Origin of the sequence: Pseudomonas sp. GD04091 (assembly GCF_029836165.1) — a bacterium.
GTDB lineage: Bacteria > Pseudomonadota > Gammaproteobacteria > Pseudomonadales > Pseudomonadaceae > Aquipseudomonas.
Window position 1 is genome coordinate 123,799 of record NZ_JAOEBG010000004.1, and the last position, 19,764, is coordinate 143,562.

The window sequence follows — 19,764 nt, forward strand, 5'->3', positions numbered from 1 at the left end:
AGGCTTGCGAGCCGTTTCCTACAGGCGTGCGGCGGCCTCGCGCAGCATTGCCTCGGTCGAGCTCCAACCCAGGCAGCCATCGGTGATCGACACGCCGTATTTCAGCGTGCCCTTGCCCAGTGCCTGACAACCATCGAACAGATGCCCCTCGATCATCACCCCGACCAGCGAACGGTCGCCAGCCAGGCGCTGTTGCAGCACCTGCTCGAATACCGCAGGTTGGCGCATCGGGTCCTTGCCGCTGTTGGCATGGCTGCAATCGACCATGATCCGTGGTGCCAGGCCGGCCTTGGCCAGGCCCTGGCGGGCCAGGGCAACGCTCGTGGCGTCGTAGTTCGGCCCCTGGTGCCCACCGCGCAGCACCAGGTGGGTGTCCGGGTTGCCCAAGGTCTCGATGATCGCCGGATGCCCCTGGGCATCCATGCCGAAGTGGCGGTGTGGGTGTGCTGCGCTGCGCATGGCGTCGCAGGCGATGCCGATGCCGCCATCGGTACCGTTCTTGAAGCCCACCGGCAGTTCCAGGCCACTGACCATCTCGCGGTGGATCTGCGACTCGGTGGTGCGCGCGCCGATCGCGGCCCAGCCCAGCAGGTCGTCGAAGTAGCCTGCGGCCATCGGCTGCAGCAATTCGGTGGCGATCGGCAGGCCGCGTTCGATCATGCTCAGCATCAAGCCACGGGACAGGGCGATGCCTGCGTGCATGTCGTCGCTGCCGTCGAGGTGCGGGTCGTAGGCCAGGCCTTTCCAGCCGACCGTGGTGCGGGGCTTTTCCACGTAGGCGCGCATCACCAGCAGCAGCTGGTCATCGACTTCGCGGCTGAGCGCGGCGAGGCGATCGGCGTATTCGAGGGCCGAGCGCGGGTCATGGATCGAGCACGGGCCGACCACGACCAGCAGGCGCTCGTCGCGGCCTTCGAGAATGGCGCGAATCGCCTGGCGGTGGGCATGGACTTGCTGGGTGAGTTCGGTGGACAGCGGCATCTGCTGCTTGAGCAGGTGCGGGCTGGGCAGGCGCTGGCTGACGTGGGTGTTGGCCGCGTGCGGTTGGCTCAGGGGCAGGGCGAGGTTCGAGGCTTGCATGGCGTGTTCTTCCTTGGGCGGACGGCGGGTTCTGGCCCGCGTGGTCGGCCCTATCGAGGTGTTCGACAAATCGTCAAAAGCAGTGTTTGTGCGGCATTGCCACCGGAAATCGACCGAACGGAGGCGGCAGGCTGGCCCGAACGGAACTGGCTAAATCGCCATGCGAAGGTGCTTGGGTAGTAGAAGGTGGCGTAGTTCATGGATCTGTCCTCAATATGAATCGGTGTTTTCGAAAGCCCGCAAATGCAAAACCCCCGGTCGGGGGGCCGACCGGGGGTTTGAGTATTCTCGTGTTCGGCGGCCCCTCGAAGGTGGGCGCCGGATGGGTTATCGGCGCCTAGTGGCTAAACCAATACCCAAAATAAAAGCTGGCAACGGCGTTACGACCGGCAACGGCCAGCACGCGGTGCGCGGCGCGACCGGTGTGATTGGCGAGGTTGCAGGATTGTTTCGACATGTTGCTCTCCAGTGAATGAGCCCGAGCTTACTGCACCTTCGCGCCACCGATCAATGGATAAATGCTATCGACGTGATCGAGCATGCCTGAGGGGATGGCGAGCCATTCACACTTTTTTCACCCGACGCTGCTATGATCGCGCCACTCTTTGGGGAGTAGCCGGCCTTCACGCGACGTGAAGGCGCTCTGGTCAACACATTTGGCAACCTGCCATGGCCAGCGCATCCACCCGGATTGGCGAGACCAACGACCCTCCTGTACCCGTGCCGGGCGTGCAGGTGGCTGTCGTTGACTCGTTGCCCGGCTGGAGTCCCTACCGTTGAATGCCATCTCCCTCGTGTTTCTCGCCTTCGCCATGTCCACCGACGCCTTTGCGGCCTCCATCGGCAAAGGCTCCAGCCTGCACCGTCCACGCTTGCTGGAAGCCTTGCGCACCGGCCTGATCTTCGGCGTGATCGAGGCCATCACCCCAGTCATCGGCTGGTTGCTGGGGCAGGCCGCCAGCCAATATGTCGAGCAGTGGGACCACTGGATCGCCTTCGTGCTGCTGGTGGCGCTGGGGGCGCACATGGTCCATGCCGGTCTGAAGACCGACGAACAGGAGGAGGAGAAACAGACCCAGCATTCATTCTGGATCCTCGCCGTCACCGCCGTGGCCACCAGCATCGACGCACTGGCGGTGGGCGTCGGCCTGGCGTTCATCGACGTCAACATCTGGGTGGCGGCCGTGGCCATCGGCCTGGCGACCATGATCATGGTCACCCTTGGCACCCTGCTTGGCCGGGCGCTGGGCTCGGTGGTGGGCAAGCGTGCCGAAATCATCGGTGGCGTGGTGCTGATGCTGGTGGGGGCGACCATCCTCTACGAGCACCTGAGCGCGGTCTGAACAAACCGCTCTGGCAACGCTGTTCACTCGAAAAAGGTTGGCGCTCATCGGGGCCGCTGTGCAGCCCCGATTCTCTGGGTGAACAGCATCTGCGACCCCCTGGCTGCACAAAACGGATAGCGCTCTGCACGATCTGGATATCCGCGCCCCGACCGTGGGCATAACCTGACCTGGCCTGAACAATAACAACGGAGGCCCTGGCCATGTCCCTGGGATTCGACTATCTCAACGCCTTGCTCGAGGATGACCGGGAAAAGGGCGTCTATCGCTGCAAGCGGGAAATGTTCACCGACCCACGCCTGTTCGACCTGGAGATGACGCACATCTTCGAGGGCAACTGGATCTACCTGGCCCATGAAAGCCAGATCCCGCAGAACAACGATTTCCTCACCCTGACCATGGGCCGCCAGCCGGTCTTCATCGCCCGCAACAAGGAGGGCGAACTCAATGCCTTCCTCAATGCCTGCAGCCACCGTGGCGCCATGCTCTGCCGACACAAGCGCGGCAACCGGTCCAGCTATACCTGCCCGTTCCACGGCTGGACCTTCAACAACAGCGGCAAGCTGCTCAAGGTCAAGGACCCAGGCAATGCCGGCTACCCCGACAGCTTCAACTGCGAAGGCTCTCACGACCTGACCCGGGTCGCCCGTTTCGAGTCGTACCGGGGGTTCCTGTTCGGCAGCCTCAACGCTGACGTCAAGCCGCTGGTCGAGCACCTGGGCGAGTCGGCGAAGATCATCGACATGATCGTCGACCAGTCCCCCGAGGGGCTCGAGGTGCTGCGTGGCGCCAGCTCGTACATCTACGAAGGCAACTGGAAGCTCACCGCCGAGAATGGCGCCGATGGCTACCATGTGAGCTCGGTGCACTGGAACTACGCCGCCACCCAGAACCAGCGCAAGCAGCGCGAAGCGGGTGACGAGATCAAGACCATGAGCGCCGGGGCCTGGGCCAAGCAGGGCGGCGGTTTCTACTCCTTCGATCACGGCCACCTGCTGCTGTGGACCCGCTGGGCCAACCCCGAGGACCGTCCCGCCTACGAGCGTCGCGAGCAGCTGGCCGCCGACTTCGGCCAGGCCCGTGCCGACTGGATGATCGAGAATTCGCGCAACCTGTGCCTGTACCCCAACGTCTACCTGATGGACCAGTTCAGCTCGCAGATCCGTATCGCCCGGCCGATTTCGGTGAACAAGACCGAAATCACCATCTACTGCATCGCCCCCAAGGGCGAAAGCGCCGAGGCCCGGGCCAGGCGGATCCGCCAGTACGAGGACTTCTTCAACGTCAGCGGCATGGCCACCCCGGACGACCTGGAGGAGTTCCGCTCGTGCCAGACCGGCTATGGTGCGGGCAAAGGCTGGAACGACATGTCCCGTGGCGCGACCCACTGGGTCGAAGGCGCCGACGAGGCGGCCCGCGAGATCGAGCTTGCGCCACTGCTGTCAGGCGTGCGCACCGAAGACGAAGGCCTGTTCGTGCTCCAGCACAAGTACTGGCAGGACACCATGATTCAGGCGCTCAAGGACGAACAGCGGCTGATCCCCGTGGAGGCCGTGCAATGAGCCTGCATGACACCGTGCGCGACTTTCTCTACCGCGAGGCGCGCTACCTGGACGACGCCCAGTGGGACCAGTGGCTGGAGCTTTACGCCAGCGACGCGACCTTCTGGATGCCGGCGTGGGACGACGATGACCGCCTTACCCTCGATCCGCAGAGCGAAATCTCGCTGATCTGGTACGGCAACCGTGGTGGTCTGGAAGACCGGGTGTTCCGCATCAAGACCGAGCGCTCCAGCGCCACGGTGCCGGACACCCGCACCTCGCACAACCTCAGCAACATCGAGATCGTCGAGGTGGGCGAGGGCAGCTGCCAGGTGCGCTTCAACTGGCACACCCTGAGCTTTCGCTACAAGACCACCGACAGCTACTTCGGCAGCAGTTTCTACACCCTCGACCTGCGCGGCGAGCAGCCGCTGATCACGGCCAAGAAGGTGGTGCTGAAGAACGACTACGTTCGCCAGGTCATCGACATCTACCACATCTGATTCACCGCCGAGCCTGTCGGTGCGCCCCACGGCGCGCCGCGGCCAGGCTCGCCCGCGAGGTGCACCATGAGCTACCAGATCGCACTGAATTTCGAGGACGGGGTCACCCGTTTCATCGAGGCCGACGGCCACGAGAGCGTGGCCGACGCCGCCTACCGCCAGGGCATCAACATCCCGCTGGACTGCCGCGACGGCGCTTGCGGCACCTGCAAATGCAAGGCCGAATCCGGCCGCTACGACCTGGGCGACAACTTCATCGAGGACGCGCTCAGCCCTGATGAAATCGCCCAGGGCTACGTGCTGACCTGCCAGATGCGCGCCGAGTCCGACTGCGTGGTGCGCGTCCCGGCCTCTTCGCAGCTGTGCAAGACCGAGCAGTCCAGCTTCGAGGCGGCGATCAGCGCTGTGCGCCAGTTGTCGGCCAGCACCATCGCCCTGTCGATCAAGGGCGAAGCCCTGAGCCGCCTGGCATTCCTGCCGGGGCAATACGTCAACCTGAGGGTGCCGGGCAGCGAACAGAGCCGTGCCTATTCGTTCAGCTCGTTGCAGAAGGACGGCGAAGTCAGCTTCCTGATCCGCAACGTGCCAGGCGGCCTGATGAGCAGCTTCCTCACCGGGCTGGCCAAGGCCGGCGACAGCCTGAGCCTGGCGGGGCCCCTGGGCAGCTTCTACCTGCGTCCGATCCAGCGCCCGCTGTTGCTGCTGGCCGGCGGCACGGGCCTGGCGCCGTTCACGGCGATGCTGGAGAGGATCGCCGAGCAGGGCAGCGAGCATCCGCTGCACCTGATCTACGGGGTGACCAACGATTTCGACCTGGTCGAGCTCGACCGCCTGCAGGCCCTGGCCGTGCGTATTCCCAACTTCACCTTCAGCGCCTGCGTGGCCAACCCCGAAAGCCAGTACCCGCACAAGGGCTACGTGACCCAGCACATCGAGCCGCGCCACCTCAACGAGGGCGACGTCGACGTGTACCTGTGCGGCCCGCCACCGATGGTCGAGGCGGTCAGCCAGTACATCCGCGAGCAGGGCATCACCCCGGCCAACTTCTACTACGAGAAGTTCGCCGCGGCGGCCTGAGGTTTCACGGGGCTGCCCGCATCGTGCGGGTGAGGGTGGCCTCTTTTTTCATTGGCCTCGAGAACGCCGGGGCCGCGCTGCGGCCCTTTCGCGACTGTGCCCTGAACCGAGCGCGGTACCTGTGGGAGCGGCCTTGTGTCGCGATGGAGGGCGCAGCCCTCCCGGCAATTTCGAAGCAAGCAGGAGATCGACATGAACAACCGATTCCAAGGCAAAGTCGCCCTGGTCACCGGCGCCGCCCAGGGCATCGGCCGCGCCGTGTGCTGGCGGCTCAAGGCCGAAGGCGCGCAGGTGGTCGCGGTGGACCGCTCCGAACTGGTCCACGAACTGGCGGGCGAGGGCGTGCTGACGCTCACCGCCGACCTCGAACAGCACGCCGATTGCGCTCGGGTCATGGCCTGCGCGGTCGAGACCTTCGGCCGCCTCGACATCCTGATCAACAACGTCGGCGGCACGATCTGGGCCAAGCCCTTCGAGCGCTACCAGGTCGAGCAGATCGAAGCCGAGGTGCGTCGCTCGCTGTTCCCCACCCTGTGGTGCTGCCACGCCGCGCTGCCGTACATGCTCGAACGCGGCAGCGGCGCCATCGTCAACGTCTCGTCGATCGCCACCCGTGGCGTCAACCGCGTGCCCTACGGCGCGGCCAAGGGCGGCGTCAACGCGCTCACCGCGTGCCTGGCCTTCGAAACCGCCGGGCGCGGCATCCGGGTCAACGCCACCGCTCCCGGCGGCACCGAGGCGCCGCCCCGGCGCATCCCGCGCAACCAGGCCGAACAGAGCGCCGAGGAGAAGGCCTGGTACCAGCAGATCGTCGACCAGACCGTGTCCAGCAGCCTGATGAAGCGCTACGGCACCCTCGACGAACAGGTCGGCGCGATCCTGTTCCTGGCCTGCGACGAGGCCTCCTACATCACCGGTGTGACCCTGCCGGTGGGCGGTGGCGACCTCGGCTGAAGGCTGCCCCGGCAAGGTTTTCTCTTCACACAACAAAAACAACAGAGACAGATGCCATGCGAACACTCGACGTCCACCCGATCATCGACAATGCCCGTTTCACCTCCTTCCACTGGATGGTCATGGCCTGGTGCGGCCTGCTGCTGATCTTCGACGGCTACGACCTGTTCATCTACGGTGTGGTGCTGCCGGTGATCATGCAGGAGTGGGCGCTGACCCCGCTGCAGGCCGGGGCCCTGGGTAGCTACGCGTTGTTCGGCATGATGTTCGGCGCCCTGGTCTTCGGCAGCCTGGCCGATCGCATCGGACGCAAGAAGGGCATCGCTCTGTGTTTCGCGCTGTTTTCCGGCGCGACCATCCTCAACGGCTTCGCCACCAGCCCCAGCGAGTTCGGTATCTATCGCTTCTTCGCCGGCCTGGGCTGCGGCGGGCTGATGCCCAACGCCGTGGCGCTGATGAACGAATACGCGCCCAAGCGCCTGCGCAGCACCCTGGTGGCGATCATGTTCAGCGGCTATTCCCTGGGCGGGATGCTCTCGGCGGGCATCGGCATCTTCCTGCTGCCGCGTTTCGGCTGGGAGTCGATGTTCTTCGCCGCCGCCGTGCCGCTGCTGCTGTTGCCGGTGATCCTTTACTACCTGCCCGAGTCCATCGGTTTCCTGGTGCGCCAGGGCCGGGTGAATGAGGCCCGCGCACTGCTCAAACGCCTGGATCCGCACTGTGACGTGCGGGCCGACGACCAGTTGCAGGCGCTGGACCAGAAGGGCAAGGGGGCTTCGGTGCTGGAGCTGTTCCGTGATGGCCTGGTGGTGCGCACCCTGGCCCTGTGGCTGGCGTTCTTCTGCTGCCTGCTGATGGTCTACGCGCTGAGCTCGTGGCTGCCCAAGCTGATGGCCAACGCCGGCTACAGCCTCGGCTCGAGCCTGTCGTTCCTGCTGGCGCTGAATTTCGGCGGCATGGCCGGGGCGATCCTTGGCGGCTGGCTGGGCGATCGCTACAACCTGGTGAAGGTCAAGGTGGCGTTCTTCATCGGTGCCGCGCTGTCGATCAGCCTGCTGGGCGTCAACAGTCCGATGCCGGTGCTGTACCTGCTGATCTTCGTGGCCGGGGCCACCACCATCGGCACGCAGATCCTCCTGTACGCCGGCGCCGCCCAGTTGTACGGCCTGTCGGTGCGCTCCACCGGGCTGGGCTGGGCCTCCGGCATCGGTCGCAACGGCGCCATCGTCGGTCCGCTGCTCGGCGGCGCGCTGATGGGCATCAACCTGCCGCTGCAACTGAACTTCATCGCTTTCGCCATCCCCGGCGCCGTCGCCGCGCTGGCCATGGCCGTGCACCTGGCCAGCGGCCGGCGCCATGGCCTGGCCGCGGCGGCCTGAACAGAACACTGACTGAACTGGAGCCTGGCATGACAAGCCCGACCATCGACCGGCTGGAGGCGATCATCGTCGATCTGCCGACCATCCGCCCGCACAAGCTGGCCATGCACACGATGCAGCAGCAGACCCTGGTGATCCTGCGCCTGCGTTGCAGCGACGGCATCGAAGGCATCGGCGAGGCCACCACCATCGGCGGCCTGGCCTACGGCTACGAGAGCCCGGAAGGCATCAAGGCCAACATCGACGCACACCTGGCGCCGGCGCTGATCGGCCTGGCGGCGGACAACATCAATGCCGCCATGCTCAAGCTGGACAAGATCGCCAAGGGCAATACCTTCGCCAAGTCCGGCATCGAGAGTGCGCTGCTCGATGCCCAGGGCAAGCGCCTGGGCCTGCCGGTCAGCGAGCTGCTCGGCGGACGGCTGCGCGACAGCCTGGAAGTGGCCTGGACCCTGGCCAGCGGCGACACCGCCCGGGACATCGCCGAGGCCGAGCACATGCTCGACATCCGCCGCCACCGGGTGTTCAAGCTGAAGATCGGCGCCAACCCCGTGGCCCAGGACCTCGACCATGTGCTGGCGATCAAGCGCGAACTGGGCGAGCGCGCCAGTGTGCGGGTCGACGTCAACCAGTACTGGGACGAGTCCCAGGCTCTGCGTGCCTGCCAGGTCCTCGGCGACAACGGCATCGACCTGATCGAGCAGCCTATCTCGCGCATCAACCAGGGCGGCCAGGTGCGCCTCAACCAGCGCAGCCCGGCGCCGATCATGGCCGACGAGTCCATCGAAAGCGTCGAGGACGCCTTCAGCCTGGCCGCCATGGGGGCGGCGAGCATCTTCGCCCTGAAGATCGCCAAGAACGGCGGCCCCCGCGCCGTGCTGCGCACCGCGCAGATCGCCGAGGCCGCCGGTATCGCCCTGTACGGCGGGACGATGCTCGAAGGCTCGGTCGGCACTCTGGCCTCGGCCCATGCCTTCCTCACCCTGCGCCAGCTGACCTGGGGCACCGAGCTGTTCGGCCCGTTGCTGCTGACCGAGGAGATCGTCCGCGAGGCGCCGCAATACCGCGACTTTCAACTGCACGTCCCAAGCACCCCCGGCCTGGGCTTGACCCTGGACGAACAGCGCCTGGCGCGCTTCGCCCGCCGTTGAAGGCAAACACAGCCCCCTGTAGGAGCGGCCTTGTGTCGCGAAAGGGCCGCAAAGCGGCCCCAGCGTTACCACATGGATCGCCGGGGCTGCTGCGCAGCCCTTTCGCGACACAAGGCCGCTCCTACAAGGGCCGAGCCAGATTAGAGAAAGGAGAATCAGCATGCTGTTCCACGTAAAGATGACCGTAAAGCTGCCGGTCGACATGGACCCAACCAAGGCCGTGCAACTGAAGGCCGACGAAAAGGAACTGGCCCAGCGCCTGCAGCGCGAGGGCAGTTGGCGCCACCTGTGGCGCATCGCCGGCCACTACGCCAACTACAGCGTGTTCGACGTGCCCAGCGTCGAAGCCCTGCACGACACCCTGATGCAGCTGCCGCTGTTTCCCTACATGGACATCGAGGTCGACGGCCTGTGCCGCCATCCCTCGTCGATCCACGGCGACGACCGCTGAACCCATCACAAGAACGACACGAGGTACCTGATCATGACCGTGAAGATTTCCCATACCCCCGACGTGCAGGCGTTCTTCGAGCAAGCCGCCGGTTTCGGCAACGACAACGGCAGCCCGCGCCTCAAGCGCATCATCCAGCGCGTGCTGCAGGACAGCGCGCGCCTGATCGAGGACCTGGAGATCAGTGAGGACGAGTTCTGGCACGCCGTCGACTACCTCAATCGCCTCGGCGGACGTGGCGAGGCCGGGTTGCTGGTGGCAGGGCTGGGCATCGAGCATTTCCTCGACCTGCTGCAGGACGCCAAGGATGCCCGGGCTGGCCTGAGCGGCGGCACGCCCCGCACCATCGAAGGCCCGTTGTACGTGGCCGGGGCGCCGATCGCGCAGGGCCAGGCGCGCATGGACGACGGCAGCGAGGAGGGCGTGGCCACGGTGATGTTCCTCGAGGGCCAGGTGCGCGGCCCCGACGGCCAGCCGCTGGCCGGGGCGACGGTGGACCTGTGGCATGCCAACAGCCGTGGCACCTATTCGTTCTTCGACCGGAGCCAGTCAGCCTACAACCTGCGTCGGCGCATCGTCACCGACGCCGAGGGCCGTTACCGCGCGCGCTCGATCGTGCCTTGCGGCTATGGCTGCGATCCGCAGGGGCCGACCCAGGAGTGCCTGGACCTGCTCGGTCGCCATGGCCGGCGCCCGGCGCATATCCATTTCTTCATCTCGGCGCCCGGGCATCGCCACCTGACCACCCAGATCAACCTGTCCGGCGACAAGTACCTGTGGGATGACTTCGCCTATGCCACCCGCGACGGGCTGGTGGGGGAGGTGGTGTTCCGAGATGGCGAGCAGGGGCGTGTTGCCGAGCTGACGTTCGATTTCCAGTTGCAGGAGGCTGTTGACAGTGAGGCCGAGCAGCGCAGCGGGCGGCCGCGGGCGTTGCAGGAGGCCTGATACACCGCGCCGGGTTCTTCGCGGGTTTACCCGCGAAGAAGGCCACACCAGAACAAGTGCCTGCCACGAAGGCCGGCCGACGCCTTGCGAGAAATCCCATGAAAACCCTGTTCGAGGATTGCTCCCTGTCGGCCATCGTCGCCGGCTGCATCGCCACTCTGATCTCCTACGCCGGCCCCCTGGTGATCATCTTCCACGCCGCCGAGGCCGCCGGCCTGGCGCCTGGCCAGCTGTCGTCGTGGGTCTGGGCGGTGTCCATGGGCAGCGCCGTGCTGGGCGCGGCGCTTAGCCTGCGCTACCGGGTGCCGGTGGTGATCGCCTGGTCGATTCCAGGCTCGGCGCTGCTGGTCGGCGCCTTGCCCCAGCTGGGCCTGGCCCAGGCCGTCGGTGCCTACCTGCTGGCCAACGCGTTGCTGTTGCTGATCGCCATCAGCGGCGCCTTCGATCGCCTGATCGCCCGGTTGCCGGGCTCCATCGCCGCCGGCATGCAGGCCGGAATCCTGTTCGGCTTCGGCGTCGAGGTGTTTCGCGCGCTGCCGGTGCAGCCCGTGCTGGTACTGGCGATGTTCGTCAGCTACGTGTTGATGCGCAGGCTGCGACCGCGCTATGCGGTGGCGACCGTGCTGGCGGTGGGGGCGCTGGTTACCGTGGCCCGCGGCGAGTTTCGCGGCGACGAGCTGGTGCTGGCCCTGGCCTCGCCGCAGTGGATCACGCCGCAGTTCAGCCTGGGGGCGATCTTCGGCCTGGCGCTGCCGCTGGTGCTGGTGGCGCTGACCGGGCAGTTCATGCCGGGCATGGCGGTGCTGCGCAACGCCGGCTATCGCACCCCGGCCAGCCCATTGATCGGCGCCAGCGCCCTGGGCGGCCTGCTGCTCGCGCCGTTCGGTTGCCATGGCCTGAACCTGGCGGCGGTCACCGCCAGCCTGTGCACGGGCCGCGAGGCCCATGAGGACCCGCGTCGGCGCTACGTGGCCGCCGTCGCCGGCAGTGGCCTGTACCTGCTGCTGGGGATTGCCGGGGCCACGCTGATGTCGTTGTTCGCCGCCTTTCCCGCCGCGTTGATCGCGGCGCTGGCGGGCCTGGCCTTGTACGGCGCGATCAGCGAGGCCCTGGCACGCAGCCTGGCCGAGCCCGCCGAGCGCGATGCTGGGCTGTTCACCTTTCTGGTCACCGCTTCGGGGGTGACCTTTCTCGGGCTGTCGGCGGCGTTCTGGGGGCTGCTGTTCGGCCTGCTCGCCCACGGCCTGGCCCACCTGCGCCGGCCGCGACGCGGCGCGCCGGCACTTGACCGCAGGAGGACATGACACCGCGTTCGCACCGTTCCAGCGCTTCATCACATAACAACAAGATCAGAGAGCTTCGGAATGAATCACACCCCTTGCGTCGCCATCGGCCTGAGCCTGCTCAGCCAACCCCTGTGGGCCGCCGACGGCGGCTTCTTCGAAGAGGCCAAGGCCAGCCTCAGCGCCCGCAATTACTACTTCAGCCGCGACTTCTCCGACATCGTCGGCGCCAACCAGCAGTCAAAGGCCCAGGAGTGGGCCCAGGGCTTCATCCTCGACTTCAAGTCCGGCTACACCCCGGGCACCGTGGGCTTTGGCGTGGATGCCCTGGGCCTGCTCGGCATCCGCCTGGACAGCAGCCCCGACCGGGTCAACACCGGGCTGCTGCCGGTCCATGGCGATGGTCGCGCCGCCAGCGACTACAGCCGCCTGGCGCCGACCTTCAAGGCGCGCCTGTCGAACACCGAGCTGCGCATCGGCGAGCTGCAGCCCAACCTGCCGGTACTGGCGTTCAGCGATATTCGCCTGCTGCCGCCCACCTACCAGGGCGTGAGCCTCAGTTCCAGCGAGCTGGCCGGCCTGACCGTGCAGGCCGGCCACCTGAGCGCCACCCACCTGCGCAACGAGGCGGGCGACGGCAAGATGAACGCCATGCTTGGCCATGTGCCGATGCGCCAGGCCGAAAGCGACGGGTTCGACTACGTCGGTGGCGACTACGCCTTCAACGCTGGCCAGAGCAGCGCCAGCCTGTGGTACGGCCAGCTGCAGGACATCTACCGGCAGGGCTTCGTCGGGCTCAAGCACAGCAAGCCGGTGGGCGACTGGGTGCTCGGGGTCAACCTGGGGTACTACAGTGCCCGCGAAACGGGCGACGCGCTGCTGGGCAATATCGACAACCAGGCGTTCTTCTCGTTGTTCAGCGCCAGGTTTGGCGGCCACGCCCTGCATGCCGGCTACCAGGCCATGTACGGCGACAGCCCCTTTGCGCGGGTGTTCGCCAATATCACGCCGCTGGGCAACGAGGTGCCGACCTACGAGTTCGCCTACACCGACGAGCGCTCGTACCAGCTGCGCTACGACTACAACTTCGCCGCCATGGGCATCCCCGGACTGACGGCGTCGGTGCGCTACATCACTGGTAACAATGTCGATATCGGGCAGGGTTTCGAGGGCAAGGACCGCGAGCGTGACCTCGACCTGGGCTACGCGGTGCAGAGCGGGGCACTCAAAGGGCTGGGGATTCGCCTGCGCAATGCCATGGCGCGGTCGAACTACCGCAGCGACATCGACGAGAACCGCTTGATCCTGGTGTATACCTGGCAGCTGTTCTGACCGGCTCCGCGGGTTTGCACTGCCCGGCAGGATGCAGGTAGCTTCCCTGCATCACTTTCCGGAACCTCGCCATGGACTCTATCACCCAAGCCGTACTCGGCGCCGCCCTGCAAGGCACCGTGCTGGGGCGTATCCAGGGCCGCCGTTCGCTGCTGTACGGCGCCGCCCTGGGCACCTTGCCCGACCTGGACGTGGTGATCCGCTACGCCGACACGGTGTCGCAGATGACCTATCACCGCGGCTTCTCCCACTCGATCTTCGTCCTCACCGGGCTGGCGCTGCTGCTGGCCTGGCTGGTCGCCTGGCGCTGGCCGGACAAGGGCTACACCCGGCCCAGGCTGTTCCTGGCCTTCTGGCTGGTGCTGGTCACCCACCCGATCCTCGACGCGTTCACCGTCTACGGCACCCAGCTGTTCTGGCCGTTGCAGCTGACGCCGGAGAGCTGGGCGGCGGTGTTCATCATCGACCCGGTGTACACGGTGCCGCTGCTGCTGGCAGTCATGTACGCGGCCATCAAGGGCCTGCGGGGCAGGGCGAGCGCGCTGTTGTCGCTGGCACTGCTGTTCAGCACCGCCTACCTGGGCTTCGGCCTGGCCGGGCGCATGGCCGCCGAGCAGCGCTTCCACCTGGCCCTGCAGGCACAGGGCGTTGCCATCAGCGAGGTGCGCGCGGTGCCCATCGCGTTCAACAGCCTGGTCTGGCGCGTGCTGGCCAAGACCCCGGACGGCGACTACTACGAAGGCGTGAGCAGCTGGTTCGACAAGGCGCCCCCCGAGATGCTGCGCCAGTCGCGCAACCTGCAGGCTGGACAGCTGCTGGCCGGCGAGCCGTTGCACGAGCGCCTGCGCTGGTTCACCGACGACTGGCTGCGCTATGACGTGGTGGGCGACGCGCTGGTGGTCACCGACCTGCGCATGGGCATCCCGGGTAACTACACCTTCCGCTTCCAGATGGCCCAGCGCGATGGCGGCGGTCAGTGGTCGGCCATTGCGCCGCGCGGCTGGATCGGGGGCGGCGCCGCGTCGCTGTTCGACGGCGGAAAACTGTCGCTGATCTGGCAGCGCATCCTCGCCCAGCAACCGCCGTTGCCACTGGCGGCGTGGGCCGCGCAGGCCAGCGGCAGCGCCGCCGAGGTCAGGCGCTAGCCGGTGCGCTCATCCGGGTTGGACCTGCTCAAGTGGACGGCGATCGCGACCATGGTCGCCGACCACTTGCGTTACCTGTGGCCGTCGGCCGAAGGCCTGTTCGTACTCGGGCGCCTGGCCTTTCCGCTGTTCTGCCTGGCCATCGCGGTCAACGTCGGACGCAGCCGCGCGGGCGAGCTGTTCACCACGGCCAATGCACGCTATCTGGGCTGGATGCTGGTGTTCGCCGTGTTGTCGGAGGCGCCGTACCGCTGGCTGGATACCGGCTCGCACACCTTCAACGTGATCCCGACCCTGGGCCTGGGCCTGCTGGTCGCCTGGGGCGTGCATCACTCCCAACCGCTGGCCCGCGTCGGCGGGATCGGCGCCGCGCTGTTGGCGACGGTGTTCAGTGCCAAGCTGATGTACGGGCTGCCGGGCGTCCTGCTGCCGGGCGCGCTGCTGCTGGCCAGGCATAGAGGCGGGCTGTGCTGGAGCCTGCCGGTCTTGCTGGCGGTGGCCGGCAATCTCACCAACGGCTGGTTGCGTGAACACCTGCTGGCACCGATTACCCTGATGATCCTGACGGTCGCCGCGCTGGCGGTACCGGCCGGTGTCTGGCTGCTGCGCCAGGACGCCTGGCGCGTACCCCCGGTAGGTCGCTGGGGTTATACGTTCTATCCCTTGCACCTGCTGGTGATCCGGCTGCTGCAGGGATTGGGCTGACGCGCCTTGCAATCCTTCGATTCGCACCCATCTAACAGGCCTTGCCTTACTGGAAGCCGCCCATGGAACCCAACCGCTTCGGCGATATCGCCGCCTTCGTCAGTGCCGTGAAGGCCGGCAGTTTCACCGCCGCCGCCAATGGCCTGGGGCTGACCCGTTCGGCGGTGGGCAAGAGCATCGCCCGCCTGGAGGCGCGCATGGCCGTGCGCCTGCTCAACCGCACCACGCGCAAGCTGAGTCTGACCGACGAAGGGCTGGTGGCGTTCGAGCGCTGGCGGCAGATCCTCGACGACCTGGACGAGGTCGAGACCACCATGGCCCAACGCCGGGCGCAGCCTACCGGGACCTTGCGCCTGACCGCGCCGCTGTCGTTCGGCCAGCGCCATGTGCTGCCGCTGCTCGATGCCTACCTCAAGCAATGGCCCGAGCTGCGCGCCGATATCCGTTTCACCGACCGTTTCGTCGACCTGGTCGAGGAGGGCGTCGATGTCGCCGTGCGCATCGGGGCGCCGAAGGAGGACTCGCAACTGCTGACCCGCACCGTGGCCTGGCAGCAGTTCGTCACCTGCGCCTCGCCCGACTACCTGGCGCGCCATGGCACCCCGCAGGTCCCGGCTGACCTGTACGGCCATGACAAGATCGCCTTCCTGGTCGGCGAGAAGTCCAGCCCCTGGCGCTTTCGTACCGACGCCGGGCTGCACCTGTGCGAGGAACCGGGGCGGCTGAACATCGACAGCTCCGAGGCCATGCTCGAAGGCGCCCGGGCGGGGTTCGGGCTGATCCACCTGCCCACCTATATCACCGGCGACGATCTGCGCAGCGGTCAGTTGGTGGAAGTGCTGCACGACTACCGACCCCCGGCGGATCCGATCCGTATCGTGTACCCGAGCAAGCGGCACCTGTCGCCACGGGTACGCGGCTTCATCGACCTGCTGGTGGCGCGCTGGGCTGATGGCGTGCCCTGGGAAGGCTGACCGCGTCATTGGGGACTTCGCGGCCCCAGTCCCGGGCCAGCGTGCGGGTTTATCCCCTGAGGCACAGCCCTGAGACTGTGCTGTCACCCGCAATCCCATCAGGAGTCCCCATGACAGCCCTGTCCGTACTGGACCTGGTCATGATCGGCGAAGGCAAGACCTACGCCGACGCGATCGAGGAAACCCGCCAGCTGGCCCGCCACGTCGAGCAGCACGCCTACCGCCGCTACTGGATCGCCGAACACCACGACATGCCGGGTATCGGCTCGGCCGCCACCTCGCTGGTGATCAACGAAGTCGCCAACGCCACCCGCCAGATCCGAGTCGGCGCCGGCGGCATCATGCTGCCCAATCATGCGCCGCTGGTGGTCGCGGAGCAGTTCGGCACCCTCGACACCCTGCACCCAGGGCGCATCGACCTTGGCCTGGGCCGCGCGCCCGGGACTTCCGGCCCCACCGTGCGCGCCTTGCGTGGCGCCGCGCCCGAGCGCGATTTCGAACAGGACATCGGCGAGCTGCGCGACTACCTGGCCGACAACGGCCAGCGTCCGGTGCGCGGCGTGCCCGGACGGCACGCAGTGCCGATGTGGATCCTCGGCTCCAGCCTGTTCGGCGCGGACCTTGCCGCCAGGCTCGGCCTGCCTTACGCCTTCGCGTCGCACTTCGCTCCGCGCTACCTGCTGCAGGCCATCGCCCATTACCGCGCCCATTTCAAGCCATCGGCGCAGCTGGCCAAGCCCTATGTGATGGTCGGGGTGAACCTCTTCGCCGCCGGCAGCGACGCCGAGGCGGACTACCTGGCCAGTTCCCACCGCCAGTGGATGCTCGACCTGCATGTCGGGCGTTACGGGCTGTTGCCCAAGCCCAGCGAGGGGTATGTGCAAGGGCTGCCCGGGCACGAGCGCGCGGTGCTGGAACAGGTGATGGCCTGCACCATCGCGGGCGGGCCGCAGCGGGTCAGGGAAGGGCTGCGCGCGCTGCTCGAAAGGACGCAGGCGGACGAGCTGATGATCGATTGCCGGATTCACGACCCGCTGGCGCGTCAGCGTTCGCATACCTATGCCGCGCAGGCTCTCGCCACTTTGAACGGACGTGCAACCAACGCCGGTGACTGCTCGACGACCTGGCAGAAATGCTAGTGGTGGCCGTGTTGTGACGTGCCCATGATGTTGCATGCCGGGGGCTGCTCATTGGCAGCCCCGGTGTAGACAACGTGACCGGCGTATGCCGGCAGTCATCGAGGATTCAGATCATGGCCAACAAAAAAACCGGATTTGTGAAGTGGTTCAATGATGAAAAGGGCTTTGGGTTTATAACGCCGGATGGTGGTGGGGACGACCTGTTCGTGCACTTCAGCGAGATTCAGAAGGAAGGCTTCAAAGCCTTGACGGAAGGCGAGAAAGTCAGCTTTGAGGTCGTAGATGGAAAAAAAGGCAAGAATGCCTCCAATGTGTTTCCTCTGTAGCCCGACTGAGTAGTGTTTGCCTGGCACAGGAGCATCTTTGACGCCAGGACACGCCCAGTGGCCAAGGGGCATATTGCCCCTTGGCGCGGGTCAGGCCTGTTGCAGGGCTGGGTAGTCGGTATACCCCTCGGCGCCGTTTGCATAGTCGAACTGCGCCCGATGTTCGTTGAGGGGTGCCTGCTGCTTCAGGCGCTCCACCAGGTCGGGGTTGGCGATGAAGGCCCGGCCAAAGGCCACCGCATCGATCAACCCGCGGGACAGCAGATCCTCGGCTTTTTCGACGGTGTAGGCCCCGGCCGCGACGATCACGCCAGGGTAAACGGCGCGAATCTGCTCGCGGAAGGCATCACGCAGCGGTTTGCCACCGGACCAGTCCGGCTCCGACAGGTGCAGGTAGGCCAGGTCGCGTTTGGCCAGCTCACCGATCAGGTACAGGCTGGCAGCCTCCTGGTCTTCACCGTTGTCCACGCCGTTGAAGCCGCCCAGCGGGAACAGGCGAATGCCCACGCGGTCAGCGCTCCACCGGGCGATGGCGGCGTCCACGGCTTGCAGCACGATGCGCGCCCGGTTCTCGACGCTGCCACCGTAGCGATCCTCGCGCACGTTGGCGCTCGGGGAAAGGAACTGGTGCAGCAGGTAGCCGTGGGCGGCGTGCAGCTCGATGAAATCGAAACCGGCTTCACGGGCATTGGCGGCGGCCTGGCCGAAGTCGGCGACGATGCCGGCGATCTCCGCTTCGCTCAAGGCTCGCGGGGTGGAGGTTTCCACGCGGATGACCTGGCGCGCTTCGTCACGCAGCGAGGTGCGGGTATTGGCAGGCAGCGCGGAAGGCGCCACGGGCGCGGTCCCGTCAGGTTGCAGCGAGGTGTGCGAAACCCTGCCGGTGTGCCACACCTGCACCGCGCTGTGGCCGCCGGCGGCATGGATGCCTTCGTTGACCTGGCGCCAGCCGGCGATCTGCTCGGCGGTGTGGATGCCGGGCGAGCCGGAGTAACCCTTGGCCTGGAAGGAGATCTGCGTGGCCTCGGTGATGATCAGCCCGGCACCGGCACGCTGGGTGTAGTACTCGGCCATCAGCGGCGTCGGCACATCGCCCGGTTCGCGGCTGCGCAGGCGGGTGAGCGGGGCCATGAAGACCCGGTTGGGCAGGGTCAGGGGGCCGAGCGCGAGAGGTTCGAAGAGTTTCATCGGGGCTCCATCGGAAGGTTGATTCGATGGCGGCCACGATACCGAGGTGATTGGGGAAAGGGGGGACCGGGATCCCGGCGCCTGGCTCCCCAATGGGGAGCCGAATGATCGAGAGTTACGCTTTCCCCTGTAGTTGCGGACCTACTGGGTTACCCGCGCGGCAAACGCCCGCTGACGAAATGCGCCACGTCATTGAACCCCGGCGTGGAGGCATGCCCCGGCGTCACCAGCGAGTCGATGAACGCTTCGTCCTCGGCCGTGACCTTGACCTCCAGCGCCCCGGCGTAGGTGTCCCACTGCGCTTCGGTGCGCGGCCCGACGATGGCCGAGCTGACCAGGCGGTTGTTCAGCACCCAGGCGATGGCGAACTCGACGATGCCCACGCCCTTGGCCTCGGTGTAGGCGTGGATCTTCTGGGCAATGGCCAGCGACTCCTGGCGCCATTCCACTTCCATGATGCGTTTGTCCTGGCGCCCGGCGCGGCTGCCTTCGTCCGGGGTGGAGCCGGGCGCGTACTTGCCGCTGAGCACGCCGCGGGCCAGCGGGCTGAACGGCACCACGCCCAGGCCGTGGCAGGCGGCGGCGGTCAATTGCTCGGGTTCGGCCTGGCGGTTGACGATGTTGTACAGCGGCTGGCTGACCACGGGTTTGGCCACGCCGAGCCGCTCGGCCAGGTTGCAGATTTCGGCGATGCGCCAGCCGCGGAAGTTGGACACGCCCCAGTAGCGGATCTTGCCCTGGGCCAGCAGGTCGCCGATGGCGCGCACGGTCTCTTCCAGGGGCACGCTGTGGTCTTCACGGTGCAGGTAGTAGATGTCCAGGTAGTCGCTGCCCAGCCGCGCGAGGCTGGCCTCGATGGCGTTGAACAGGTGCTTGCGCGACAGCCCGCTGCGGTTGGGGATGCCGTCCACCGGGCCATAGCCGGCCTTGGAGGCGACGATCCAGTCCTGGCGGTTGCGCGCCACCGCCTCGCCGACGATCTCCTCGGAACGCCCGCCGTTGTAGACGTCGGCGGTGTCGATGAAGTTGATGCCCTGGTCCCAGGCCTTGTCGATGATGCGCAGCGCGTCTTCGCGGCTGGTCTGCTCGCCGAACATCATGCTGCCGAGGGTGAGGGCCGAGACCTGCAGGCCGGATTGGCCGAGGGGGCGGTAGATCATTGCAGATAATCCTTTTCTGACACCCAGAGGGAAATAGCCCTCTGTTTTACACAGATCCGCCGTGCATTGAAAGCGCCTGCCCGGG

Annotated in this window: 19 protein-coding genes; 16 read left to right on the plus strand and 3 right to left on the minus strand. The window is 66.6% G+C overall.

Annotated features, from left to right (window positions below):
• Positions 1-18 precede the first annotated feature (18 nt).
• On the minus strand, positions 19-1,080 hold the full coding sequence (locus N7422_RS07165) for a 3-deoxy-7-phosphoheptulonate synthase (protein WP_279805864.1): 1,062 nt from the start codon (positions 1,078-1,080) through the stop codon (positions 19-21).
• A gap of 776 nt (positions 1,081-1,856) precedes the next feature.
• Here N7422_RS07165 and mntP point away from each other — a divergent pair.
• The 16 genes from mntP (at position 1,857) to N7422_RS07245 (ending at position 17,331) form a co-directional block, all read left to right on the plus strand.
• On the plus strand, positions 1,857-2,423 hold the full coding sequence (gene mntP, locus N7422_RS07170) for a manganese efflux pump MntP (protein ID WP_279805865.1): 567 nt from the start codon (positions 1,857-1,859) through the stop codon (positions 2,421-2,423).
• 203 nt (positions 2,424-2,626) lie between these two features.
• Complete coding sequence (gene benA / locus N7422_RS07175; protein ID WP_279805866.1) at positions 2,627-3,985, plus strand: benzoate 1,2-dioxygenase large subunit; 1,359 nt, start codon at positions 2,627-2,629, stop codon at positions 3,983-3,985.
• Complete coding sequence (benB, locus tag N7422_RS07180; protein ID WP_279805867.1) at positions 3,982-4,467, plus strand: benzoate 1,2-dioxygenase small subunit; 486 nt, start codon at positions 3,982-3,984, stop codon at positions 4,465-4,467. Before benA ends, benB begins: the two co-directional genes overlap by 4 nt.
• Positions 4,468-4,533: 66 nt before the next feature.
• Positions 4,534-5,544 carry a benzoate 1,2-dioxygenase electron transfer component BenC gene (gene benC / locus N7422_RS07185; protein WP_279805868.1) on the plus strand — a complete coding sequence of 337 codons (1,011 nt, stop codon included), beginning with the start codon at positions 4,534-4,536 and terminating at the stop codon, positions 5,542-5,544.
• A 192-nt stretch (positions 5,545-5,736) separates the two neighbouring features.
• A complete protein-coding gene (locus tag N7422_RS07190) occupies positions 5,737-6,498 on the plus strand; it encodes a 1,6-dihydroxycyclohexa-2,4-diene-1-carboxylate dehydrogenase (protein ID WP_279805869.1) in 762 nt (253 codons plus the stop codon).
• Between the two features lie 56 nt (positions 6,499-6,554).
• Positions 6,555-7,877, plus strand: a complete 1,323-nt coding sequence (locus tag N7422_RS07195; protein ID WP_279805870.1) for an aromatic acid/H+ symport family MFS transporter — start codon at positions 6,555-6,557, stop codon at positions 7,875-7,877.
• Between the two features lie 29 nt (positions 7,878-7,906).
• Positions 7,907-9,028 (plus strand): muconate cycloisomerase family protein, encoded by a 1,122-nt coding sequence (locus tag N7422_RS07200; RefSeq protein WP_279805871.1) that lies wholly within the window; start codon positions 7,907-7,909, stop codon positions 9,026-9,028.
• A 160-nt stretch (positions 9,029-9,188) separates the two neighbouring features.
• Entirely contained in the window at positions 9,189-9,479 is a 291-nt protein-coding gene (gene catC / locus N7422_RS07205) for a muconolactone Delta-isomerase (protein WP_279805872.1), read from the plus strand.
• Between the two features lie 33 nt (positions 9,480-9,512).
• The gene (catA, locus tag N7422_RS07210) at positions 9,513-10,427 is read left to right on the plus strand and encodes a catechol 1,2-dioxygenase (RefSeq protein ID WP_279805873.1); all 915 of its coding nucleotides are present in this window, start codon (positions 9,513-9,515) and stop codon (positions 10,425-10,427) included.
• Between the two features lie 98 nt (positions 10,428-10,525).
• Positions 10,526-11,731, plus strand: a complete 1,206-nt coding sequence (locus N7422_RS07215; protein WP_279805874.1) for a benzoate/H(+) symporter BenE family transporter — start codon at positions 10,526-10,528, stop codon at positions 11,729-11,731.
• 60 nt (positions 11,732-11,791) lie between these two features.
• Positions 11,792-13,042 carry an OprD family porin gene (locus N7422_RS07220; RefSeq protein ID WP_279805875.1) on the plus strand — a complete coding sequence of 417 codons (1,251 nt, stop codon included), beginning with the start codon at positions 11,792-11,794 and terminating at the stop codon, positions 13,040-13,042.
• Positions 13,043-13,113: 71 nt separating this feature from the next.
• Positions 13,114-14,187, plus strand: coding sequence for a metal-dependent hydrolase (locus N7422_RS07225; protein ID WP_279805876.1), 1,074 nt, complete (start codon positions 13,114-13,116; stop codon positions 14,185-14,187).
• A gap of 3 nt (positions 14,188-14,190) precedes the next feature.
• Positions 14,191-14,892: a TraX family protein gene (locus N7422_RS07230; RefSeq protein WP_279805877.1), complete on the plus strand. Its 702-nt coding sequence runs from the start codon at positions 14,191-14,193 to the stop codon at positions 14,890-14,892.
• Positions 14,893-14,954: 62 nt separating this feature from the next.
• Positions 14,955-15,866 (plus strand): LysR family transcriptional regulator, encoded by a 912-nt coding sequence (locus N7422_RS07235; protein ID WP_279805878.1) that lies wholly within the window; start codon positions 14,955-14,957, stop codon positions 15,864-15,866.
• A gap of 110 nt (positions 15,867-15,976) precedes the next feature.
• A complete protein-coding gene (locus N7422_RS07240) occupies positions 15,977-17,005 on the plus strand; it encodes an LLM class flavin-dependent oxidoreductase (protein ID WP_279805879.1) in 1,029 nt (342 codons plus the stop codon).
• A 113-nt stretch (positions 17,006-17,118) separates the two neighbouring features.
• Positions 17,119-17,331, plus strand: coding sequence for a cold-shock protein (locus N7422_RS07245; RefSeq protein WP_279805880.1), 213 nt, complete (start codon positions 17,119-17,121; stop codon positions 17,329-17,331).
• A gap of 90 nt (positions 17,332-17,421) precedes the next feature.
• Here N7422_RS07245 and N7422_RS07250 read toward each other — a convergent pair whose 3' ends face one another.
• Both N7422_RS07250 and N7422_RS07255 read right to left on the minus strand, forming a co-directional pair.
• The gene (locus N7422_RS07250) at positions 17,422-18,519 is read right to left on the minus strand and encodes an alkene reductase (protein ID WP_279805881.1); all 1,098 of its coding nucleotides are present in this window, start codon (positions 18,517-18,519) and stop codon (positions 17,422-17,424) included.
• Positions 18,520-18,668: 149 nt separating this feature from the next.
• Positions 18,669-19,679 (minus strand): aldo/keto reductase, encoded by a 1,011-nt coding sequence (locus N7422_RS07255; protein WP_279805882.1) that lies wholly within the window; start codon positions 19,677-19,679, stop codon positions 18,669-18,671.
• Positions 19,680-19,764 lie beyond the last annotated feature (85 nt).

Bases quoted from the DNA above. Each gene is read 5' to 3' on its own strand.
- N7422_RS07165 (WP_279805864.1), bottom strand. From the start codon at position 1,080: ATGCAAGCCTCGAACCTCGCCCTGCCCCTGAGCCAACCGCACGCGGCC.
- benA (WP_279805866.1), top strand. From the start codon at position 2,627: ATGTCCCTGGGATTCGACTATCTCAACGCCTTGCTCGAGGATGACCGG.
- benB (WP_279805867.1), top strand. From the start codon at position 3,982: ATGAGCCTGCATGACACCGTGCGCGACTTTCTCTACCGCGAGGCGCGC.
- benC (WP_279805868.1), top strand. From the start codon at position 4,534: ATGAGCTACCAGATCGCACTGAATTTCGAGGACGGGGTCACCCGTTTC.
- N7422_RS07190 (WP_279805869.1), top strand. From the start codon at position 5,737: ATGAACAACCGATTCCAAGGCAAAGTCGCCCTGGTCACCGGCGCCGCC.
- N7422_RS07195 (WP_279805870.1), top strand. From the start codon at position 6,555: ATGCGAACACTCGACGTCCACCCGATCATCGACAATGCCCGTTTCACC.
- N7422_RS07200 (WP_279805871.1), top strand. From the start codon at position 7,907: ATGACAAGCCCGACCATCGACCGGCTGGAGGCGATCATCGTCGATCTG.
- catC (WP_279805872.1), top strand. From the start codon at position 9,189: ATGCTGTTCCACGTAAAGATGACCGTAAAGCTGCCGGTCGACATGGAC.
- catA (WP_279805873.1), top strand. From the start codon at position 9,513: ATGACCGTGAAGATTTCCCATACCCCCGACGTGCAGGCGTTCTTCGAG.
- N7422_RS07215 (WP_279805874.1), top strand. From the start codon at position 10,526: ATGAAAACCCTGTTCGAGGATTGCTCCCTGTCGGCCATCGTCGCCGGC.
- N7422_RS07220 (WP_279805875.1), top strand. From the start codon at position 11,792: ATGAATCACACCCCTTGCGTCGCCATCGGCCTGAGCCTGCTCAGCCAA.
- N7422_RS07225 (WP_279805876.1), top strand. From the start codon at position 13,114: ATGGACTCTATCACCCAAGCCGTACTCGGCGCCGCCCTGCAAGGCACC.
- N7422_RS07235 (WP_279805878.1), top strand. From the start codon at position 14,955: ATGGAACCCAACCGCTTCGGCGATATCGCCGCCTTCGTCAGTGCCGTG.
- N7422_RS07240 (WP_279805879.1), top strand. From the start codon at position 15,977: ATGACAGCCCTGTCCGTACTGGACCTGGTCATGATCGGCGAAGGCAAG.
- N7422_RS07245 (WP_279805880.1), top strand. From the start codon at position 17,119: ATGGCCAACAAAAAAACCGGATTTGTGAAGTGGTTCAATGATGAAAAG.
- N7422_RS07250 (WP_279805881.1), bottom strand. From the start codon at position 18,519: ATGAAACTCTTCGAACCTCTCGCGCTCGGCCCCCTGACCCTGCCCAAC.
- N7422_RS07255 (WP_279805882.1), bottom strand. From the start codon at position 19,679: ATGATCTACCGCCCCCTCGGCCAATCCGGCCTGCAGGTCTCGGCCCTC.